General features: G+C 29.5%; 22 protein-coding genes. 13 read left to right on the top strand and 9 right to left on the bottom strand.

Annotation, left to right across the window (positions count from 1 at the left end):
* Positions 1 to 465: 465 nt before the first annotated feature.
* A complete protein-coding gene (locus tag FIA58_RS04895) occupies positions 466 to 1,152 on the bottom strand; it encodes a DUF4294 domain-containing protein (RefSeq protein WP_140960649.1) in 687 nt (228 codons plus the stop codon).
* Positions 1,153 to 1,233: 81 nt separating this feature from the next.
* On the opposite strand from FIA58_RS04895, the gene FIA58_RS21620 reads away from it, so the two are divergent.
* The 4 genes from FIA58_RS21620 to FIA58_RS04880 all read left to right on the top strand — a co-directional run bounded on the left by FIA58_RS21620 (position 1,234) and on the right by FIA58_RS04880 (position 4,340).
* Complete coding sequence (locus tag FIA58_RS21620; RefSeq protein ID WP_262887657.1) at positions 1,234 to 1,359, top strand: hypothetical protein; 126 nt, start codon at positions 1,234 to 1,236, stop codon at positions 1,357 to 1,359.
* A 32-nt stretch (positions 1,360 to 1,391) separates the two neighbouring features.
* On the top strand, positions 1,392 to 1,946 hold the full coding sequence (locus FIA58_RS04890; protein WP_140960647.1) for an imm11 family protein: 555 nt from the start codon (positions 1,392 to 1,394) through the stop codon (positions 1,944 to 1,946).
* A 427-nt stretch (positions 1,947 to 2,373) separates the two neighbouring features.
* Positions 2,374 to 3,462, top strand: coding sequence for a M42 family metallopeptidase (locus tag FIA58_RS04885; RefSeq protein WP_140960645.1), 1,089 nt, complete (start codon positions 2,374 to 2,376; stop codon positions 3,460 to 3,462).
* Between the two features lie 179 nt (positions 3,463 to 3,641).
* Positions 3,642 to 4,340 (top strand): hypothetical protein, encoded by a 699-nt coding sequence (locus tag FIA58_RS04880; protein WP_140960643.1) that lies wholly within the window; start codon positions 3,642 to 3,644, stop codon positions 4,338 to 4,340.
* A gap of 59 nt (positions 4,341 to 4,399) precedes the next feature.
* Here FIA58_RS04880 and FIA58_RS04875 read toward each other — a convergent pair whose 3' ends face one another.
* The 7 genes from FIA58_RS04875 to FIA58_RS04845 all read right to left on the bottom strand — a co-directional run bounded on the left by FIA58_RS04875 (position 4,400) and on the right by FIA58_RS04845 (position 10,733).
* Positions 4,400 to 4,795 (bottom strand): ankyrin repeat domain-containing protein, encoded by a 396-nt coding sequence (locus FIA58_RS04875; protein ID WP_140960641.1) that lies wholly within the window; start codon positions 4,793 to 4,795, stop codon positions 4,400 to 4,402.
* 176 nt (positions 4,796 to 4,971) lie between these two features.
* Positions 4,972 to 5,919 (bottom strand): phosphoribosylaminoimidazolesuccinocarboxamide synthase, encoded by a 948-nt coding sequence (locus FIA58_RS04870; protein WP_140960639.1) that lies wholly within the window; start codon positions 5,917 to 5,919, stop codon positions 4,972 to 4,974.
* Positions 5,920 to 6,036: 117 nt separating this feature from the next.
* Positions 6,037 to 6,549 carry a hypothetical protein gene (locus tag FIA58_RS04865; protein WP_140960637.1) on the bottom strand — a complete coding sequence of 171 codons (513 nt, stop codon included), beginning with the start codon at positions 6,547 to 6,549 and terminating at the stop codon, positions 6,037 to 6,039.
* A 189-nt stretch (positions 6,550 to 6,738) separates the two neighbouring features.
* Complete coding sequence (locus FIA58_RS04860; protein WP_140960635.1) at positions 6,739 to 7,200, bottom strand: hypothetical protein; 462 nt, start codon at positions 7,198 to 7,200, stop codon at positions 6,739 to 6,741.
* Between the two features lie 11 nt (positions 7,201 to 7,211).
* Positions 7,212 to 8,030: an SDR family NAD(P)-dependent oxidoreductase gene (locus FIA58_RS04855; RefSeq protein WP_140960632.1), complete on the bottom strand. Its 819-nt coding sequence runs from the start codon at positions 8,028 to 8,030 to the stop codon at positions 7,212 to 7,214.
* A 110-nt stretch (positions 8,031 to 8,140) separates the two neighbouring features.
* Complete coding sequence (locus FIA58_RS04850) at positions 8,141 to 9,577, bottom strand: alpha-amylase (RefSeq protein WP_140960630.1); 1,437 nt, start codon at positions 9,575 to 9,577, stop codon at positions 8,141 to 8,143.
* Positions 9,578 to 9,782: 205 nt separating this feature from the next.
* Positions 9,783 to 10,733: a PhoH family protein gene (locus tag FIA58_RS04845; RefSeq protein ID WP_140960628.1), complete on the bottom strand. Its 951-nt coding sequence runs from the start codon at positions 10,731 to 10,733 to the stop codon at positions 9,783 to 9,785.
* 193 nt (positions 10,734 to 10,926) lie between these two features.
* On the opposite strand from FIA58_RS04845, the gene FIA58_RS04840 reads away from it, so the two are divergent.
* From FIA58_RS04840 to FIA58_RS04815, 6 genes are all read left to right on the top strand, one after another.
* Complete coding sequence (locus FIA58_RS04840; RefSeq protein ID WP_140960626.1) at positions 10,927 to 11,757, top strand: SAM hydrolase/SAM-dependent halogenase family protein; 831 nt, start codon at positions 10,927 to 10,929, stop codon at positions 11,755 to 11,757.
* Positions 11,758 to 11,761: 4 nt separating this feature from the next.
* Positions 11,762 to 12,058, top strand: coding sequence for a putative quinol monooxygenase (locus tag FIA58_RS04835; protein WP_140960624.1), 297 nt, complete (start codon positions 11,762 to 11,764; stop codon positions 12,056 to 12,058).
* A 129-nt stretch (positions 12,059 to 12,187) separates the two neighbouring features.
* Positions 12,188 to 12,913, top strand: a complete 726-nt coding sequence (gene gldF / locus FIA58_RS04830) for a gliding motility-associated ABC transporter permease subunit GldF (RefSeq protein ID WP_140960621.1) — start codon at positions 12,188 to 12,190, stop codon at positions 12,911 to 12,913.
* A complete protein-coding gene (gene gldG / locus FIA58_RS04825) occupies positions 12,913 to 14,595 on the top strand; it encodes a gliding motility-associated ABC transporter substrate-binding protein GldG (RefSeq protein WP_140960619.1) in 1,683 nt (560 codons plus the stop codon). Before gldF ends, gldG begins: the two co-directional genes overlap by 1 nt.
* Positions 14,596 to 14,681: 86 nt before the next feature.
* Complete coding sequence (dnaN, locus tag FIA58_RS04820; RefSeq protein WP_140960617.1) at positions 14,682 to 15,800, top strand: DNA polymerase III subunit beta; 1,119 nt, start codon at positions 14,682 to 14,684, stop codon at positions 15,798 to 15,800.
* A 221-nt stretch (positions 15,801 to 16,021) separates the two neighbouring features.
* Positions 16,022 to 16,765, top strand: coding sequence for a DUF547 domain-containing protein (locus tag FIA58_RS04815; protein ID WP_140960615.1), 744 nt, complete (start codon positions 16,022 to 16,024; stop codon positions 16,763 to 16,765).
* Between the two features lie 87 nt (positions 16,766 to 16,852).
* On the opposite strand, the gene FIA58_RS04810 is transcribed toward FIA58_RS04815, so the two are convergent.
* Positions 16,853 to 18,625 carry a MutS-related protein gene (locus FIA58_RS04810; RefSeq protein WP_140960613.1) on the bottom strand — a complete coding sequence of 591 codons (1,773 nt, stop codon included), beginning with the start codon at positions 18,623 to 18,625 and terminating at the stop codon, positions 16,853 to 16,855.
* A 182-nt stretch (positions 18,626 to 18,807) separates the two neighbouring features.
* Here FIA58_RS04810 and FIA58_RS04805 point away from each other — a divergent pair, with 182 nt between their 5' ends.
* The 3 genes from FIA58_RS04805 to FIA58_RS04795 all read left to right on the top strand — a co-directional run bounded on the left by FIA58_RS04805 (position 18,808) and on the right by FIA58_RS04795 (position 22,167).
* Positions 18,808 to 19,551, top strand: coding sequence for a DUF547 domain-containing protein (locus FIA58_RS04805; RefSeq protein WP_140960611.1), 744 nt, complete (start codon positions 18,808 to 18,810; stop codon positions 19,549 to 19,551).
* A gap of 140 nt (positions 19,552 to 19,691) precedes the next feature.
* Positions 19,692 to 21,113: a tRNA uridine-5-carboxymethylaminomethyl(34) synthesis GTPase MnmE gene (gene mnmE, locus FIA58_RS04800; protein WP_140960609.1), complete on the top strand. Its 1,422-nt coding sequence runs from the start codon at positions 19,692 to 19,694 to the stop codon at positions 21,111 to 21,113.
* A gap of 97 nt (positions 21,114 to 21,210) precedes the next feature.
* Positions 21,211 to 22,167 carry a Fic family protein gene (locus FIA58_RS04795; RefSeq protein ID WP_140960607.1) on the top strand — a complete coding sequence of 319 codons (957 nt, stop codon included), beginning with the start codon at positions 21,211 to 21,213 and terminating at the stop codon, positions 22,165 to 22,167.
* Positions 22,168 to 22,241 lie beyond the last annotated feature (74 nt).

The following is a 22,241-nucleotide window of genomic DNA, read 5'->3' as shown; positions in this document are numbered from 1 at the left end:
TGCAAAAGTAATTCTTTTTTTGAAACTGACAAGCTTTTTTTGAAAAAAAATTTTTCTTTTTTTGTCAGCCTTATAACTCGTGTTATATTTTCAAAATGTAATAAGAACTCTGCTTCATTGCGGGTGCAAAACTAATACCTTTTTGTTACAATCCTAACCTTTTTATAACTATTTTTTAATCTTTTTTTCTTCTGTTTGATTTTGAATAACTTACAGAGAAAGAAAAAAGATGAAAGAGCAAAGATGAAAGAATATACTGTGTGAAAATTGATACATACTATATATAAGGAGTACTTTATTTATCTACTAAAATAACTAACGCCTAGATTAGCCCTGATTGTAGTGGCATCCTTTTTATTTTAGAATAAAATAAAAAGATAGAACGAAAAGCAGGAATAATTGTCTTTTATAACTATATATATCTGCTAATAATTATTTAAAATATCTATACCTATATAAGTACTCTTAATTAACCTCTTTAGAAAGTCGTTCTTCTTTCATTTTTTTTATATTCTCTCTCCAAGTAGCAGCAAGTTGATTTAGATCTATAGACTTAGCTGGTTCTTGATTTACAAGATGTCCTTGACGAAAAGCAGTAACTAATATACTTTCAATATGAAAATCTTCCAATCTATCATAAGGTTTGTATTCCTCTTTAATATTAATATCAAATAACTTTGCAGTATTATTTGACCAAAAAGCTTTCCACCCACTCTTATATTGTTTGATTAAATCAAAAGTTGTTTCTCCTGTTTGTCTATTAATAAGTTTAACCAAAATTTGACCATCTTTTCTAGAAAGCTTCTTTAATCTTGGCTCAAATTCTTCTTGCAAATATTTTTCTACTATTTTAAAATATTTTTTCTTTTCCTTTTTAGTTTTGAGTTTATTCATTGTTGCATTTAATTGCAATAATTTTTCTGATGTTAATTTTGCATATGGATAAGTTTTATATACTCTTCTTTTTAATATCAATAATTTTTTCTTTTCATCATCTAATCCTACAACATTATTTTTTGAAACTACTATCTCATTTAATTCTATAGAATATAGAACTGCTGAATCTTGAGCAGTGACTCTTAGCGTATCTTGAACTTGAGCTTTCACAGAAATACCAAAAAATAAGAAAATATAGATAATAGAATTTTTCATAGTTTAAAATTATAATCAAAAATAAATAAATAATAGATAAGTCTTGATGCATTTTTATAATTTAGCAAAAAAATAAATTTTATGAGTTCGAAATCGATATTAGGAAAGTCTTCTATGACTTTTTTAGAAAATTATTTGAATAATGCTTCTCCAACTGGTGAGGGGCTTCCGAAGAAAATTGTAAAAAATTCTTTAAGTAAAGAATAGAGGTGCTGGAGAAGAATATGAGCTTTTATATTATGATACAAGATACCTTAATTGATGGAGCTCGATCGCTGGATGGAGTGCCTGATAGTATGGATCCGTTAGAATGGATTCAAGGTAAAATAATGCCAGCACCCGCTGAGAATTTGGTATTAGATTTATCATTGGAAAGTGGCGACTATCGTGGGCATATCATTGATGGATTTTTAACGTTGTATCATCGCCAGTTAAAGGAGGCATTAACGCATCTGGGGGTAGACAATATTGCCTATTTTCCAGTGCGAATTAGGGATCAAAATACCGACTCTACTGAAGATGGCTATTTTCTCGCTAACATTATCGGCCGTATTGACTGCATTGATATGGAGAAAAGCAAAATTAAGCGATCCCCCTCTGATATTGATGAGAGCGATTTTGAGATTCAGTCCTTGGCAATTGACGAGTCAAAAACTAATGGAGCAAAAATTTTCAGGCTATATAGTGACCCCACATTGGTAATAATTAATCAAGAGTTAAAGGACTATTTTGACCAAACCGATATGCTGGTTGGCGTTGAGCTTCTTAAAACCGAAGACTATTCGGAGTGGTGATGCGTCACCACTGTTGATTCTAAGTGATGTTTTTAAAATGCACTTCTATATTATGAAGCAATACAACCCTGGTTGAAGGCGTAGCTCTCTGGATGGTTTTCCCGACGATATGGACCCCATGGATTGGCTTCAGGGGAAGGTTATTGCTCCACCACCTAAAGATCTAGTTTTAGATCTCTGTTAGCTGTTGTAAGAATTACGAAGGAACAAACTCAACGGGATAATTTACGGTTATCGCTTCTGTCTCTGCGGTAGGGGCAAAGCTAAAGTTTTTAATCCGGGCAAGAGGCCTGTTTTCCAATTACGAATCTGAAGGGCAGAAAATATGGATGATATAATTTTTCATAGTTTAAAATTATAATCAAAAATAAATAAATAATAGATAAGTCTTGATGCATTTTTATAATTTAGCAAAAAAATAAATTTTATGAGTTCAAAATCGATATTAGGAAAGTCTTCTATGACTTTTTTAGAAAATTATTTGAATAATGCTTCTCCAACTGGTTATGAATCTGAAGGGCAGAAAATATGGATGGATTATTTAAAACCATATGTTGATACTTTTATAACAGATATTTATGGTACAGCTGTGGGTGTTATAAATCCAGACGCTCCATTTAAGGTCGTAATTGAAGGTCACAGTGATGAAATTTCATGGTATGTCAACTACATTACCGATGATGGTCTTATATATGTAATAAGGAATGGCGGTAGTGATCATATGATTGCTCCTTCTAAGCGTGTACACATACATACCAAAAAAGGAATTGTTAAAGGTGTTTTTGGTTGGCCGGCTATACACACTAGAAATAAATCAAAAGAAGAGCCTGCAAGAATTGACAATATTTTTATAGATTGTGGTTGTGAAACCAAAGAAGAGGTTGAAAAACTTGGTGTTCACGTAGGATGTGTAATTACTTATCCTGATACTTTTGAAATCTTAAATGAAAATAAATTTATATGTAGAGCAATTGACAATCGAATGGGAGGATTTATGATTGCTGAAGTAGCGCGATTATTAAAAGAAAATAAAAAGGAACTACCTTTTGGATTATACATAGTAAACTCTGTTCAAGAAGAGATAGGTTTGAGAGGTGCAGAAATGATAACACAAACACTAAAACCAAACGTTGCAATTGTTACAGATGTTTGTCATGATACTACTACTCCTATGATAGACAAAAAAATTGAAGGTGATTTAAAAATGGGCAAAGGACCTGTTATTGCTTATGCACCTGCTACACAGAACAATTTGCGTGAAATGATAGTTGATACTGCAACTGAAAATAAGATTCCTTTTCAAAGACATGCTTCATCTAGAGTTACTGGTACAGATACTGATGCTTTTGCATACAGCAATGGTGGTGTAGCTTCTGCATTAATTTCTTTACCGCTTCGTTATATGCATACAACAGTTGAAATGGTTCATAGAGATGATGTAGAAAATGTTATTAAACTGATTTACGAATCATTATTAAAAATAGAAAATAATCATGATTTTTCTTACTTTAAATAAAAAATAGCCGTTTAACGGCTATTTTTTTTACATTTAATTAACTAAAAATGATGTTTTGCCGTTTTTATTTGTTAGTTATCGATTTGTTTGTGTTTCATTAAGATTTAATTTTAAGATTTGCATTGCTGAATTGAAAATCAACAATTTGCTTTTCAGTTTTATTAACCAAATACTTAATTATGAATCCAAAAAAAATAGTATTATTACTTTTAGTTTTCCCATTTTTAATTTTTTCACAAGTAGGTATAGGCACAACTAATCCAACGAAAGAACTTGATGTTAATGGTGATGTAAGAATAAGAGGGCTTTCAAATAATTCAGGAACTACAAATCCTGTATCGGTAACAGCTGATGGAACTTTAGTAACAAGTTTAAATAATGTTACTGCTCCAGGAATTAAATTTGTAGGCTTTTTATCCTCCGATTTATCATTAAACCTAGATTTTACTTTTAAGGATATTGTTCTATCAAATGAACTTCTTGATGTTTTAAATGAATACAATACTACCACAGGCAGATATTCCCCAAGCATTGATGGTTATTATAAAATATCTATGGATTTTGATATTGGTAATTATACCAATAGTTCAAATGATTTAGATATCCTCATTGGTTTATGGGATTTTACTGCAAACAAATGGGTACTTAGAAGAACTTTTAAACATAGAGACAACAATAATTCAGGTTTAGGTTCTGGTAGAAATGAAAGTTATGGTATTACAAATTATTTACAACTACTTCAAAGTCATTCATATGGTTTTAGAATTTTTACTGATTATGAAGCCAACACAAATAGAGATGCTAAATTAAAATCTCATAATACAGGTTCAACTGGAACTTCTTTATCAACTAATTTTTCTATTGAAAAAGTATTATAAAACAAAAAAGAGACTATTACTTTCTTGCAATAGTCTCTTTTTGTTAAAATAAGTACTTCTTATTTTCTTTTTTTAGCTTCTTTTAGTACTTGAATCACTAAATCTGATTTATTAAGTTTTGCATGATCTAAAGCTGTATGTCCTGTTTTGTCTTCTTTTTCTAAATCTGCTCCTTTATCAAGTAATAATTCTACTATTTCAACTTGATTATAAATAGCTGCATACATTAAAGGGGTCGTGCCTCTAATAGTTGTATCATTAACATCTACTCCGTAAGCTATTATTTCTTTAACCTTGTCGATATCTCCTTTACTAATTGCTAAACACAAAGGATTTACATCTGATGATTCATAAGTGTATGAAATTACAGATGGATCGTTTACTAAATTTGAAGCTACTGCAACATTTCCTAACATTACTAAAGCTAAACTAAAAAAACTGATTGATTTTTTCATGATAAATAATTTTTAATGATTGATGATTTATATTTAGTAGACGCTTGAAAATACTTTTAGTTACTGAATTTTTAATAAATAACATTTCTTTAACATTTTCAGTTTTAATAATTTAAAAAACAAAAACAAAAAAACCACGTAAATCGTGGTTAATAAAGTATACAAAATATGTATTGTTATTTATTCAAATAGTTTAACACATTTTCCTCAATACGCTTTTGAATATCCGTTATATCAGCTTTTATAAACTTTTCTCCTAAAATATTTTCATACAATTCAATATATCTCTCAGAAACTGACTTTATATATTCTTCTGTCATTTTAGGTATTTGCTGTCCTTCTTTGCCTTGAAAACCATTAGCAATTAACCATTGACGAACAAATTCTTTAGATAATTGTTTTTGAGCTTCATTATTATTTTGTCTATCTTGATAACCTTCTGAGTAAAAATAACGAGAAGAATCTGGGGTATGAATTTCATCAATCAAAACGATTTTCCCATCTTTTGTTTTTCCAAATTCATATTTAGTATCTACCAAAATTAAACCTCTAGAAGCTGCAATTTCTGTACCTCTTTGAAATAATGCTCTAGTATATTTTTCCAATACTAAATAATCTTCTTCAGTAACAATACCATTGGCTAAAATGGCTTCTCTAGAAATATCTTCATCATGCACTCCAATATCAGCTTTTGTCGTTGGAGTTATTATTGGTTCTATAAATTTATCATTTTCTTTTAAGCCTTCAGGTAAAGTTACCCCACAAAGTATTCTCTTACCAAGTGCATATTCTCTAGCTGCATGACCAGATAGATAGCCTCTAATAACCATTTCTACTTTAAAAGGTTGGCATAAATGACCTATCGCTACATTTGGATCTGGTGTTGCAATTAACCAATTAGGAACAATATCTTCTGTCAATTGCATAAATCTTGTTGCAATTTGATTTAAAATTTGCCCTTTGTAAGGAATTCCTTTTGGCATAACTACATCAAAAGCAGAGAGTCTATCAGTTGCAATCATTACAAGAAGCTCATCATTAATATTATAAACTTCTCTTACTTTTCCGTGGTAAACTGATTTTTGGTTAGGAAAATTGAAATTAGTAGTTGTAATTGTATTCATTTAATGTTGTGTTGTTGAAATGCAAATGTAATTTGTTTACCAATGCCAAACAATATCAAAAATAAAAAAAGGAAAAAATTACTTTTCCCCTTCTTTTATTTAAATCTATTAACTCTATTATTTAAAACGGATATTATAGGTAACTCCTACTCCAACAGATTGCAAATCAACATCATTTTCTGCAAATATATTTTGATAGAAAGCATAAATATTCCAATCTCTATTATGATATCCTATTTGTGGATTTAAATATAAACCACCATCATTATTTTCTACATTAGTTAAAAAGCTATAACCTAAGTCAGAGCCAAAAAACAAACCATTAGGTGTAAAGTAGTAACGAAGGAATCCTGCTACTGGAATCATTCCAAAATCTTCAAAATTCTCTTTTGCAAAATAATGACTATAACCAGAAGCTACACCAATAGCAAGATTTGGATTAAACAAATATTGTCCTCTTAAATCAACACCTAAATTAAATGAAGAGACATCACTTGCATCTCCAACTGGAATACCCGCAGTTAATCCTGCTTTCAACCAAGAATTGTCTGGTGTGATATCTATTTCTGTTTCTTGTGCAAATATTGGACTTAATCCTAATAAACCGATAAATAAAACTAATTTTTTCATGTTTCTTTTTCTTTAAATATTATGATACAAATCTCGGTAAACCATTTACCAAATGAATTACATCATTTTCGTAATAATTTACATAATTAAAAGAAAAAAGAAAGCTATTAAGTAGCATTCAATGGGTTTAGTAATAAAAAAAAATTCAACATATAAAAAGTAAACTAAATATAAAACACTGTACAACAATTATTTAATTAATTTTAAATCTTTCAAAATTTGAATTCCTTTTTTATCAATAGCATCTAATCTTTCAAAATCCTCTTTATCATCAAAATTTTTAAAATGTATTTTTAAACTATTGAATGAATGTTCCATTTTAGTAATTTTAGAAAAGGGAATTTTATATTGGCTACCTGAAGCAGCTCTTATATAATAATATGCTGATAAAAACAATAATATAATACCTATTGGTAACATCATTTTACCATTCTTACCATTATTAAGGTTAAAAAACAACAACAAAGAAAAAGAAAGTAACATAGCATAAAAACTGTATGTTTTAATTTTCTTTTTAGTATTCTGACTTTTCGATTTTTTAGATTTCTCTGAAAGCGAATCCGTTTCTGACCAATTGCCTGATTGAGTTAGGTAAAGATTTTCAGCATCAATATTAACAAATCCTTTCTCATATTTAAAAAAATGTTTCATGAGTATATTCTTTATTTTTTCAAAACCATTCTTTTGATTACTTTATTAAACAATCGATATCCTAAAATTTTTCTCAAATAGCGCATAAAATTAGCATCAAAACCAATTGTATATCTTCTGAAACTTTTCTTAGGATTACTTGCAATATTAAATAATTTAGTAACTATTTTTATTGTTAAGTCTTTATTTTTAGATGTTTTCTTTTTTAGAATACAATTTATAGTACACATCATATCCTCATATGACGTGATTTTTGTATCCTCACATTTGGTTACATTTTTTTGAAAGTCTGTTGGAGCATTACCAAATTGAACCGTACAAACACCAACATTAAAATCAAGTAATTCATAAGACATACATTCAGAAAAACTTTCAACCGCTCTTTTTGTAGCATGATAAAAGTTTCCTAAAGGTAAGTTTACTAAACCTGCTACTGACGAGATATTTATAAACATTCCTTTATTTTGTTCTCTAAAAACAGGAATAAAAGCCCTACAAACTTTAATAACACCAATTAAATTAACATCAACTATAGTATCAATCTTTGAATCTTCTGAAAGTTCCACAAAACTTCTGTATCCTAGTCCTGCATTATTAATGATTACATCAATTGTCTTAAACTCTTTTAAAATATTTTGTTTTGCTATTTCAATACTTGCTGAAGAAGTGACATCTAATTCATAGCATTTTATATTTGGATAGTCTATAAAACCATCCGCTAAATTAATATCAATCATAGTAGCTATAACATTCCATCCGTTTTCAGCAAAGTATTTTGAAGTTAATTTTCCTAATCCACCAGATGCTCCAGTAATGAGTATGTTTTTCAATTTTTATTTTTTTAGCATTGCAAATAAAGTTTATTTAAAAGACAATAACAAAAAAAGATGCTGTACATTTCGCACAGCATCTAATCAAATTATAACTCAATAAATAAAAATTATAAAGTAGACCAAATAGAATAACTATTAGGTGGGCATTGTATTTTAACCCATTTATCACCTTGAGTTGTAGGTTGCCAAGAAGAATTCCCAGTATAATCTTTTATAGTTGTATTTGACCAATTCGTTTGAATCCATCTTTCTTGCCATGAATCGGAGTTATTCAAATACACTACTAAACCAGGATTCCCATTATAACCGTTTCTTCTAGCCAAATATTCGTCATTATCTGCATATAAAATAGACGTATTACCTGTTGCTTTATTATTATGAATCCAAATTAAATTATTTAGTTTGTTTTTATCTAACCATTCTTCGTAATCTCTGTAAAAAATTGTTGGATACCCTTCATGAGTTAAGATATATGCATAAGCTAATGTTTTTTTCCAAATTTGATCAGTATCATGATTTGAAACAAATGTTACTGCTCTAAAAGGTCTTCTTTTCCAAAGCATATCACCAGAACTTAATTTTGTCAAATCATTACCATCAAAGGCTTCATCCATTTTGTAATAACAAGCAAAATCAAAAGCTGAACTATTTGCATTATCACACCACCATTCTAAAGTAGCTGCATTTCCATCCCAATATTCACCAACAGAAAAACCACCTACATTAGCATTCCATTGGTTTACAACCCAAGGACCAAAACCTTTTACATAATCAAATCTCCATCCGTCAAATTTCATAGTATTTTTATAATATTTCCCAACAGCATCAGATCTTCCCCACAACCAATCTTGCACATAAGGATTTGCATGACACAAATCTGGAAAGCCACCAAAACTTCCTTCATCATTATTTCCATAAGAATTTTTATAGAAATCATTGTAAGTACGATTGAATTTACCAGAAGCTACATTAAACTTAGTGTATGTATTAGAACCTGTGAAAGGATTGTACTCCGATTGTCCACCACTATTATGATTGATAACTATATCTGCATATACTTTCATATTTTGTTCGTGAGCAGTGGTAATTAAACTAGTTAATTCACTTTTAGAACCAAATCTTGTTTCTGTAGTTCCATTTTGATTATAATCTCCAAAATCATAATAATCTGTTGGATCATAACCCATTGAGAATGGCCCATTTTGTGCTTTAGAAGCAGGTGGCAACCACACAGCATCTATACCAGCATTTCCCCAAGCAGTTACTTTACCTTTAACTACATTCCACCATGTTCCACCTGCTGGAACGTCCCAATAAAATCCTTGCATCATAACTCCACCACCAGCATTTGCGACATATTTACTGCTTAAATTAGCTTTATCATCACCTGTATTAAATGGATGACCGTCATGATTTGTTACTTGAATTGTTTTAAAATCTCTTGACGTCTCTTGATTTTCATTAATAGTTTCATCCTTATCACAAGAAATGAATGAAAAAATTAAACAAGATGCCATAATTCTTAATTGACTAATTTGTTTCATGTTTTAGTATTTATTTAATTTTACACCTAAATTAATGTAAAAATCACAATAATTACATTGTAAAAATAAGAATTCATTAACGAAAACGTTTTCGTGTTAATAAATAATTCAAAATCATTAAAAAAACTATGATTTTAAAAAATTAGTCATAACAAAAAAAGCCAATTAACTGAATAATTGACTTTTAAGACAGGAATAATAAAATTTAATCGTGATTTTCTATACTTTTATAAGCATCAATTACTTTTTTTACTAATTTATGCCTTACAATGTCTTTATCGTCTAAATAAATTACGCCTATACCTTCAACATCTTTCAAAATTAAGATAGCTTCTTTTAGTCCAGAAATAGTTCTTCTAGGTAAATCTACTTGACCAGGATCTCCTGTTATCATGAATTTAGCATTTTTCCCCATTCGAGTTAAAAACATTTTCATTTGACTATGTGTAGTGTTTTGAGCTTCATCTAGTATAACAAAAGCATTATCTAAAGTCCTTCCACGCATAAAAGCTAATGGTGCAATTTGGATAATACCTTTTAAAATATAATCTTCTAATTTTTCAGAAGGAATCATATCTCTCAAAGCATCATATAAAGGTTGCATATAAGGATCCAACTTTTCTTTCATATCACCTGGAAGAAAACCTAAATTTTCACCAGCTTCTACAGCAGGTCTCGTTAAAATAATTCGTTTTACTTGTTTTTCTTTTAATGCTTTAACAGCCATAGCAACTCCTGTATAGGTTTTTCCAGTTCCAGCTGGACCAATTGCAAAAACCATATCGTTTTTCATAATAGTCTCAACCAACTTCTGCTGATTAGGTGTCATCGCTTTAATTAACTTACCGCTTACACCATGCACAAGTATTTTGTCTCTATCATGCATATATTGTGTTTCTTGTGCATCACTTTCAAGAACTCTTGAAACAACATTTTCATCAATATTGTTATAGCGCGTGAAATGAAGCATTAATCTTTTAAATTTGTTTTCAAATTCTTCTAAAATTTCTTCTTCACCATATACTTTAAGAGTTGTTCCTCTGGCCACAAATTTCAATTTCGGATAATATTTTTTAATGGCTTCTAAATGAACATCTTGAGCACCCCAAAAATCTTTTGGAGTAATCTCTACTAATTCAATGTTTCTCTCGTTCAAAGGCTTTCTTTTTAAATTATTTTTGTTGTACTAAAATTATGCTAGCTTTGTAAACTATTTAAGATAGTTATTGTTTTTTTTATAAAATTTATAGAATCTCATTTTTATTTTATTTTTTAAAATAGGAAGTAAACTATAACCTCAAATTTAAGAAAAACACCGCTTGCATCTTGAATAAGTTATAAACAAAAATATGTCAATAATTACTCTTACTACCGATTTTGGATTAAAGGATCATTTTGTGGGTGCTTTAAAAGGTAAGTTAATTTCTACTATTGAAAATCCTACAATAGTTGACATATCCCATGACATTGATTTATTCAACACATTAGAAGCTAGTTACTGTATTGCAGCTTCCTATAATAATTTTCCAAAAGGGACTATTCATATTATTGGTGTAGATAGTGAAAAAACACAAAACACGCAGCATATTGCTATGCAATGGGAAGATCAATATTTTATTTGTGCTGACAATGGTATTTTAAGCTCTCTGATTCAAAAGAAAATACCTCAAAAAGTAGTAGCTATAACTATTCATGATCGCTTACAAGAAGAAGCAACACCTATGAATGTATTTGTTGCAGTGGCCTCTCACATTACTAGAGGTGGTTTGCTAAATGTCATTGGTAAAGAAATTAACGAATTAAAAGTAGTTAATGAATTAACTCCGATAGTTTCTAATGATGCTAGTTTCATAAAAGGTAGTATTATATATATTGACCAATTTGGAAATTGTGTGACCAATATCTCCAAAAAAATATTTGAAGAAGTAGCAATTAAACGCCCATACACCATTTCTTTTCATAATAAAAAATTAGAACGTATTCATAGGTATTATTCAGATTTTAAAAATATCGATAAATACTCTTTAAAGACTTTTGAAGGAAATGCTTTAGCGCTTTTTAATGAAAATGGTTATTTAGAAATAGCTATTTATAAAAGTAACCCTAAAACAGTAGGCTCTGCTTCTACTCTTTTGGGTTTAAAGTTTAGAGATGTAGTAACAATAACTTTTAACGAATAAAAAAATGTTTGTACGAATTGTAAAAATGAGATTTCAAGAGGATAAAATTGATCTTTTTTTGACTAATTTTAATCAGGTAAAGGAAAAAATTAGAGGTTTTGAAGGCAATGCTTTTTTAGAATTGTATCAAGATAAAAATGATCCTAGAATATTTTTTACTTATAGTTATTGGCAAACAGAAGAAAATTTAGAAAATTATAGAAATTCTGTACTTTTTAAAGAAGTTTGGAATTATACTAAAAAACTATTTAGCGATAAGCCAGAAGCTTGGAGTGTAGATAAAATAGCATCGCTTATTTAGATATTTAAAATTGTTCAAGGCTTTAATTTATTAAATTATTTCATTTTTAAAGTAATATACTACATTTGCATAGTGAGTATCTTAAATTAGATGAAACCATTTTAAACTTTTTTGAATTTTATAAAATATATGAAAGCATTACTTTTAAGAGAAATAAAATCATTTTTTGGTTCACCTATTGGTTATTTAGTGATAGCCATATTTTTAATACTCAACGGATTATTTTTATGGGTTTTTAATGGTGAATTCAATATTTTAAATTCAGGTTTTGCCGATTTAGGACCGTTTTTTAAATTAGCACCTTGGATTTTAATATTTCTTATTCCTGCGGTTACTATGAGAAGTTTTTCTGATGAAAAAAAACAAGGAACTATCGAACTCCTTTTTACTAAACCATTATCGATTTGGGAAATTGTAAATGGAAAATTTTTTGGAGCTTTCCTTTTAATAGTTATCGCTTTATTACCTACTTACATTTATGTCTGGATGATTTCATACTTTGGTAATCCACCTGGAAATATCGATATGGGAAGCACATTAGGATCTTATTTCGGTCTCCTTTTTCTTGTTGCTTCTTATACTTCAATTGGAATATTCACCTCTTCCATAACTGATAATCAAATCATTGCATTTATAGTTGCTGTTTTTATTTGCTTTATTTTTTACTTTGGGTTTGAAGGAATTGCAAGTTTATTTGAGGAAAATAGTAGAATAATTACTTCATTTGGAATGGATTCTCATTTTAAGAGTATGAGTCGTGGTGTTATTGACACAAGAGATGTTATTTACTTTCTAAGCATCACTCTTTTGTTTTTATCCATCACTGTTTACCAACTTAAAAGATTGAAAGGATAATGAAAACTTCAAGAAAACAAAATATAAAATCAGTAGCAATTATAATTCTCATTTTAATTGCTGTAAACGTAATCAGTAATTATTATTTTAAACGTTTTGACTTAACCGAAGACAAACGCTATACTCTATCAGAAACTTCTTTAGAAATTATCAAAAATATTGATAGTCCATTAATGGTTGATGTTTTCTTAGAAGGAAATTTTCCACCAGATTTTAAGCGTTTGCAAAATGAAACTCGACAACTTCTAGAAGAATTTTCAGCTTACAATCCTAATATCATTTTCCAATTTGTTAATCCAGTTGAAAAAGAGAGTGAAGTAGTTGAAGTGATGAAGAAATTTCATGAGAGAGGATTACAACCTTTAAACATTACTGTAGATGATAAAGGAAAACAAACACAAGAAGTAGTTTTCCCATGGGCTGTAGCTAGTTACGGAGATAAAGGTGCTAAAGTAGCCTTACTTAAAAACTTAATGGGTGCTTCAACCGAACAAAAAGTAATCAGTTCAGTGCAACATTTGGAATTCGCTTTTGCTGAAGCTTTTAATAAAATTACTAAAGAAAAGCAAAAAAAAATAGCCATTATAAAAGGAAATGGTGAGTTACAAGATATTTATATTGCTGATTTTTTGAAAACTGTAAGAGAAAGTTATTTTTTAGCTCCTTTTACTTTAGATTCTGTAGCATCAAAACCAAAAGAAACATTAACTGCTTTAGAAAAATATGATTTGGCTATTGTAGCAAAACCAACTGAAGGTTTCACAGATGAAGAAAAACAGGTACTAGATCAGTATATTATAAATGGAGGTAAAACATTATGGTTACTAGACAATGTTCATGCTAATTATGAAGATTTATATAGTGAAACAGGTAGTGTTTTGGCTCAACAAAATGATTTAAACTTAACCGAATTATTCTTCAAATATGGAATTCGTATTAACCCTTTATTAATAAAAGACGAACAAGCCATTCCAATAAAACTAGCTAGTGGGCAACAAGGAAGTAATACGCAATACCAACAATATTTCTGGAAATTTTCTCCTTTTGTATACCCTTCTACGAATCATCCTTTAGTTAAAAATATGGAAGGAATAAAATTTGAGTTTGCATCACCAATTGAACTCTTAAATAATTCCATAAAAAAAACAGTTCTACTAAGTAGTTCAGAATATTCTAGACCTATTGGAACACCAACACAAATTTCACTTGACATTGTCACAGAAGAAACAAAACCTGAAGAATATACAGGAAAAGGATTGATGCCTGTTGCCGTTCTTTTAGAAGGTCAATTTAATTCTATGTACACCAATCGTGTTTTGCCCTTTAAAGATGCATCCTTTAAAAAAGAAAGTGCTCCCAATAAAATGATTGTTATTTCAGATGGAGATGTAATTAAAAATCAAATTGATAAAGGAATACCTCTTGAGTTAGGTTTTGATAAATGGACAAATAATCTATATGGCAACAAAGAATTCTTAATGAATTGTACAAATTATCTTTTAGATGACACTGGACTTATCAACATTAGAAGTAAAGATGTTAATTTACCTTTATTAGATAAAGAAAAAGTATATCAAAATTATAGTTGGGCACAAATGATAACTGTCGGATTACCAATTGTTATTTTAGCTATATTTGGTTTTTTATTTACTTATTTAAGAAAAAGAGTATATCATAAATAGATGTTAATAAAATGTTTTTGTGATTGCTAATAATTTAGAATATATTTGTGCAACTAAAATCACAAACGGTTTTAAAATATAAGAAAATGAAGTTCATAGTTTCGAGTTCATATTTATTAAAACAACTTCAAGTATTAGGAAGTGTTATTAATAGTAGTAATACGTTACCCATTTTAGATAACTTTTTATTTGAATTAGATAACAGCAAGCTAACTGTTTCTGCATCTGATTTAGAAACTACTATGTCAGCTAGTCTAGAAATAGATTCTACTAGTCAAGGTAGTGTGGCAGTTCCTGCTAAGTTATTATTAGATATTCTAAAAACATTTCCAGAGCAACCTTTAACTTTTACTGTTGAAGAAAACAATACGGTTGAAATAAGTTCTAATTCTGGTAAATACGCAATTGCTTACGCTCCAGGTGAAGAATTTCCTAAAGCAGTAGCTTTAGAAGATCCTTCTTCTACAATTGTTCCTGCAGAAGTATTAGCAACAGCCGTTAGCAAAACTATTTTTGCAGCTGGTAATGATGATTTAAGACCAGTGATGAGCGGTGTATTTTTTCAATTTTCTCCGGAAGGTTTAATTTTTGTTGCTACCGATGCACATAAATTAGTAAAATATGCTCGTGCTGATGTAAAAGCTTCGCAAGTTGCCGATTTCATTATGCCTAAAAAGCCTTTAAATATTTTAAAAGGTATTTTAGCTGCTTCTGATGCTGAAGTAAAAATTGAATATAACGATGCTAATGCAACTTTCTCATTCGAAAATTATGTATTAACTTGTCGTTTAATTGATGGAAAATACCCAAACTATGAAGCTGTAATTCCAAAAGAGAATCCAAATAAATTATTAATCAATAGAGTTCAGTTTTTAAGCTCTGTACGTCGTGTTGCTATTTTTGCTAATAAAACTACACATCAGATTCGTTTAAAAATTGCTGGAACTGAATTAAATATATCTGCTGAAGATATTGATTACTCAAATAAAGCAGATGAAAGATTGACTTGTGATTACCAAGGCGATGACATGCAAATAGGGTTTAACTCACGTTTCTTAACAGAAATGTTAAACAACCTTACAAGTGATGAAATCCAATTAGAAATGTCTATGCCAAACAGAGCAGGTATCCTTACTCCTGTTGATGGATTAGACGATGGTGAAACTGTAACCATGTTAGTAATGCCTGTAATGCTTAGCAACTAATTTATGAGCTGAAATTAAAAACTAGACTAGTAATTTATTCTAAGTTCAGCAGTCTAAATTTAAAATACTATAACCAACCTTAACCCAAAAAACCGCATACAACTGAAAAGTTATTGCGGTTTTTTATTTTATAAAAAGACAGTTATTATTTAATAGCTTAAATTAAAACCAATACTATTTTTTTTCCGTAAGTGTATATAAATCTAAGAATTTAAAACATTATGAAAAAAAATATCTTATTAGCCGTATTTCTTTTATCACAAACACTTGCTTTTAGTCAATATATCAATTATCAATTTTATGAAGATTTTTTAACAAAATATGTTTCCGTTGAAGGATATGTTGATTACGACGCTATTTATGACAATCAAACCGATTTAAAAGACGTAATCAAACGTTTTGAATCCCTAAAAACGTATTCCGATTGGAGTAAAAATCAGGAATTATCTCATTGGATTAATGTGTATAATATATATTCTATTAAACTTATTATAGATAACTTTCCAATTAATAGTATAAAAGATATTAGCCAATCATTTGATTTACGTTTTATACCTTATAACAAACAATATATCTCTCTAAATTATATTGAAAAACAAATATTAAGTAAAACATTGGACGAACGTATTCATTTTGCAATTAATTGTGCTTCTATTTCATGTCCAAATATTAATAGAGTTCCTTTTTATGCAGACACTATTGAAAACCAACTGGAAGTTGCTGCTAAAAATTTCATCAATAATACAACCAAGAATGATATTTCAAGAAAAGAAGTAAGACTTTCTAAAATATTCGATTGGTTTGCAGAAGATTTCTTAAAAAACAATGCTACTGTAATAGACTATATCAATAAATACTCTGATACTCGTATAAAAGATAGTGCTGAAATTCAATATTTAAATTACAACTGGAGTTTAAATAGCCAAGTTAAATTTACAACTAAAGAATTTTTAGCCTTACAATAATTTCACTTTTTTAATTAATTACTTTGTTAGACTGAAAAGCTACACTTTTAGACTGGTGTAGCTTTTTTATTTTAGATAACTTTAGTATTAAATAACGCCTATTTTCTTCATTAAGAAAGTAGCACTTTTATTTTTACAAATGCCATCACGTAGAATATAATCAAAATGCAAATCGTTCTTATTAATTTCTACTTCGAAACATTTATTGATTAGTTGATTTGGGTATTCATCAGCAGTTAAACACACTTCTATATCATGAGTGGCAATAGCTCCTATTGCTTTTTGACCAATCATTTTTTTAATTACATCTACCGTACCTGAACGCTTATCATCAGAATTGGTTCCTCTTAATATCTCGTCTAAAAGTACAAATGATTGCTGCTCTTCTAAAGCATTCATAATCTGTTTTAATCGCTTAATTTCTGCATAAAAATAAGATTCACTATCAGACAATGAATCAGATAATCGCATAGAAACTAAAATAGGCATTGGATGTATATTTGCTTCAGAAGCACAAACAACCGAACCTATTCGGGCTAAAACCATATTCACACCTAAGCTTCTAAGAAAAGTACTTTTTCCTGACATATTTGAGCCTGTAAGAATAATGAAGGATTGTGGTTGGAAATCAATTGTATTGGCAACTCTACTTTTAACATTTAATAAGGGATGAGCCATTTTCGTAAAAGAAACTTCATGAGTATCATTCAATATTGGAAAAATGAAATCTGGATTGTTATATGAGAAATTGGCTAAACTTTGCAACAACTCAAACTCGCCTATAACTGCCAACCATTTTTCAACATTGCCAACATGTTTTGTTTTCCAATGCAAAAGCGCTCTAAAATCATGTACATGATATAAAAAAAAGCCATTTAAAAGTATGGATACTAAAGGATTAGCAACACTATCCAAAATAGCAAATAATCGAGATAGTTGCTGTAAAGAAACACTCGCTTTTATAGCATTCGTCTTCAAATCATTTTGTAAAGTGACTAGTTTTTTTGATGTAAACGATTCTTGTTCAAGAGTAGCAATCATCAATCCATATTGCTTTACGATTTTATCAATATCTGATGAATATTCGTTTTCTAATTTAATTCGTTTGAAAAAATTAGAGGCAAACGCTACATTTACTAAAAAAGAAGTCACTAAATAAGGAAACCATTCATTGGAATTACTAAAATAGTGTGCAAAAGCTAATGCAATAAAAACAGTTGGTAATACATAAGAAAACAAAACTGCAATTTTAGACAAAGCTGTATTATTAAATTTACTCCAATCTATTAATTGTTTGTAGTATTTTTCGGAATCATTACTCATTTTAGCATGAGCCATAAAATCTTGTCTCCATGTTATTTTAGAAGCCAATTCTTTAATCGCTTCTTGATTTTCAAGTAATTCTTCATTAGAAACCTGATTCAATAATGCATTTGCCAACGTTTTTTTACCAATGAAAGTATTTGTTCTATTCAAATTTTGGAATAACGAATTCTCCCCAAAAATGTCCAAATCATAAGCATATTCATGATGTGGATTATTGAATTCTATTCCGTTGTCAAAAGAATTTATTCGATCATCTAAAAAGGCCAATTCATTTTTGTTAATAGCAACTATAGCTTCCATATGCTTTCTTATATGGAACTTTTTATCATAATAACGCAATAGAAAAAGAAAAGCGAAAATAGCAATTCCTCCTAGATACAAATAGAATGAGCCAAAATCATTATAAAGTGCATAACCAGAATATAAAACAATACCAATTGTCAAAAACCGTAAAAAGCTTAAAACATTGAGCTCTTGATTTAGTTTTTTTAGCTCGATTTCCTTATTTGTAATAATTGATGTATACATGTCCATAGCATTTATTTAGGTGCAAATATAAGGCTTCCGATAGATTATTTTTTGTGATTTGATTTTTACAACGATTCTCATACCCTGAAATGTTATAATTATCTTAAAATCAGCTAGTGTCATCAAACTAACATTTTTTTTATTCAATAGTAGGTAGTTTTGAAATAAGAAAAATTTAAAAAAATGTTATGAAAAAAAGAATCTTACTCATCCTTATGCTTGCCATCCAATCGGTAGCTTTTAGCCAATACATCAATTACCAATTTTATGAGGACTTTTTAAACAAGTATGTTTCAGAAGAAGGTTATGTAGATTATGATGCCATTTATGAGAACCAAATTGATTTACAACAAGTCATCAAAAGGTTTCAATCAATTGATGTATATGACAATTGGAGTAAAAACCAAAAGTTATCCTATTGGATTAATACATACAATGTCTATTCTATGAAACTCATCATTGACAATTTTCCCATAAATAGCATAAAAGATGTAGTCGGTTCATTTGATCTACGGTTTATACCTTATAATAACCAATTTATTTCATTAAATTATATTGAAAAAGAAATAATAAGTAAAACACTTGATGAAAGAATCCATTTTGCCATCAATTGTGCTTCCATTTCTTGTCCTAACATCAATAGAACTCCTTTTTATGGAGATACCATTGAAATGCAATTAGACGCTGCTGCTAAAGCATTTGTAAACGATATGTCTAAAAACTATATTACCAAAAGAGAAGTAAAACTATCGAAACTATTTGATTGGTTTTCTAGACATTTCTTGAAAAATAATGAATCTATAATTGCCTATATTAATAAGTATTCTGAAGTAAAAATTAAAGACAATGCAATTATTTCTTATTTAGAATACAACTGGAGTTTAAACAGTAAAATGAAATTCAACAATAAAGCGTTTTTAGCTGTTAAATAGCCTTTTAGTACGTAGTGATTAAATCATACTTTCGATAAATAAAAAGGATTATAACAAAGTATTTTTCGCTAATTACTAAGGACTATTCACTACTCACTTATTCATCAAAAACCCCTATCTTTGCAGCATATTTAATAAAAATGATTCCACAAGAAACAATTGTTGCCCTTGCTACTCCATCTGGTGCTGGAGCTATTGCTGTTATTCGATTATCGGGTCAAGATGCGATAGCCATTGCTTCCGAAATATTTCAATCGGTTTCAGGGAAAAACCTTGGCAAACAAAAAACACATACTATTCATTTAGGTCATATTGTTGATGAAAATAAAATCTATGATCAAGTTTTGATGTCCCTTTTTAAAGGTCCTAATTCGTATACAGGAGAAAATGTAGTGGAGATTTCTTGTCATGGTTCTACGTTTATTCAACAACAAATTATTCAGTTATTACTTCGTAAAGGCGCAAAAATGGCTCAGGCTGGTGAATTTACCTTACGTGCTTTTTTAAACGGAAAATTAGATTTATCACAAGCAGAAGCTGTGGCCGATTTGATTGCATCGGATAACGAGGCGAGTCATCAAATAGCGATGCAACAAATGCGTGGTGGGTTTTCTAATGAAATTGCCAAGCTAAGAGAAGAACTATTGAACTTTGCTTCTTTAATAGAGTTAGAATTAGACTTTGCAGAAGAAGATGTAGAGTTTGCGGATCGATCTGCTTTTAATGATTTATTAAGTCGTATTGAATTTGTATTAAAACGTTTGATTGATTCTTTTGCAGTAGGAAACGTAATAAAAAACGGAATTCCTGTTGCTATTGTGGGTGAACCCAATGTGGGAAAATCGACTTTATTGAATGCCTTATTGAATGAAGAAAGAGCCATTGTTTCAGACATTGCAGGAACCACTCGTGATACTATTGAAGATGAATTAGTCATTGAAGGCATTGGTTTTCGATTCATAGATACAGCAGGTATTCGTGAAACCAAAGATGTAGTAGAAAGCATTGGTATTCAAAAAACTTTCGAGAAGATAGAACAAGCACAGGTAGTATTACTTTTAGTTGACAGTTCTCAGTTATCGGTTGACAGTTTATCAAATGTGAAAGTTGAAATTGCAAAAATTAGCAATAAATTTCCATTAAAACCATTAGTTATTGTTTTAAATAAAGTGGATCAATTAGCTCCTGAAGCAATTGCTCATTTCACTAACGAATTAATAGATGACGCACAACAGACAACCAATAACAGAAAACTGATAACCCTTTCCGCCAAACAAAAAACAGGCATCGACGAACTAAAAAACACCCTACTCTCTTTTGTAAACACAGGAGCGTTACGTAATAATGAAACGATTGTAACAAACACACGTCATTACGATTCGTTATTAAAAGCGTTGGAAGAAGTACAAAAAGTAAAATGGGGCTTAGATTCTGGTTTATCTTCTGATTTAATGGCTATTGATATTCGACAAGCGTTATTCTTCTTTGGAGAAATTACTGGTGAAGTTACTAATGATGAGTTGCTAGGGAATATTTTTGCTAATTTTTGTATCGGGAAATAACTTTTATTATCTTTGATACTATCAAATGATACTATCATAAATAAAATCGAGTTTGCGAGATTGCATCCGACAGTATTAGAAAAATAATCAAAAACGGATGAAACCACCTTATAATATCACAGAAAAAATTTTAGCGTTAGTAGCTTCTATTTCAGAAAAGATAGGAGCAATTAACGCTACTCATTTATATAAACCTGCCACCGAATTACGAAAGAAAAACCGAATTAAAACCATTCAATCTTCTTTAGAAATCGAGGGTAATACATTGACCGAAGAACAAATCACTGCTTTATTAGAGAACAAAAGAATCATTGCTCCTCAAAAAGATATTTTAGAAGTTCAGAATGCTATTAAGGTCTATGAGCAACTCAATACTTTCAATCCTTATCAATTAAAAGATTTAGAAAAAGCGCACACCATTTTAATGAATGGATTAATTGACAATGCTGGAAAATTAAGAACAACCAATGTGGGTATTGTAAAAGGCTCAAAAGTAGAACATATTGCACCAAATGGATCAATGGTAAACGGATTAATGAAAGACCTTTTTGAATATCTGAAAAAAGACAACGATTTACTATTAATCAAAAGTTGTGTGTTTCATTATGAGTTTGAATTTATCCATCCCTTTTTAGACGGAAACGGAAGAATGGGCAGATTGTGGCAAACCTTACTTCTAATGCAACAATATCCTGTTTTTGAATTTCTACCTGTGGAATCACTAATTAAGCAAAAGCAAAGTGACTATTACAACACCTTATCCGAATCCGATAAAAAAGGAAATTCAACACCTTTTATAGAGTTTATGTTGGAAATCATTTCAGCTTCATTAAACGAACTTTTACAATCGCAATCCGTAACACTTCATACAGAAGATAGAATACACTTATTTGCAGCGAAAATAGGCAAGAATACGTTTAGCAGAAAAGACTATATGCAACATTTTAAAAATATATCAGCACCAACTGCCAGTAGAGATTTAAAATGGGCGGTTGAACAACAACTTTTAACTAAATTTGGAGAACAACGATTAACTGAATATCAGTTTATCTAATTTTATAGTTTTTACCTACATTCTTAGAGTAAGAAAACGTATAAGGCTTAAAATTTCTGGTTGTTTGGCATTTA

This window comes from Flavobacterium jejuense, from assembly GCF_006491595.2.
Lineage (GTDB): Bacteria > Bacteroidota > Bacteroidia > Flavobacteriales > Flavobacteriaceae > Flavobacterium > Flavobacterium jejuense.
This window is presented reverse-complemented; position numbering and strand designations above follow the sequence as displayed.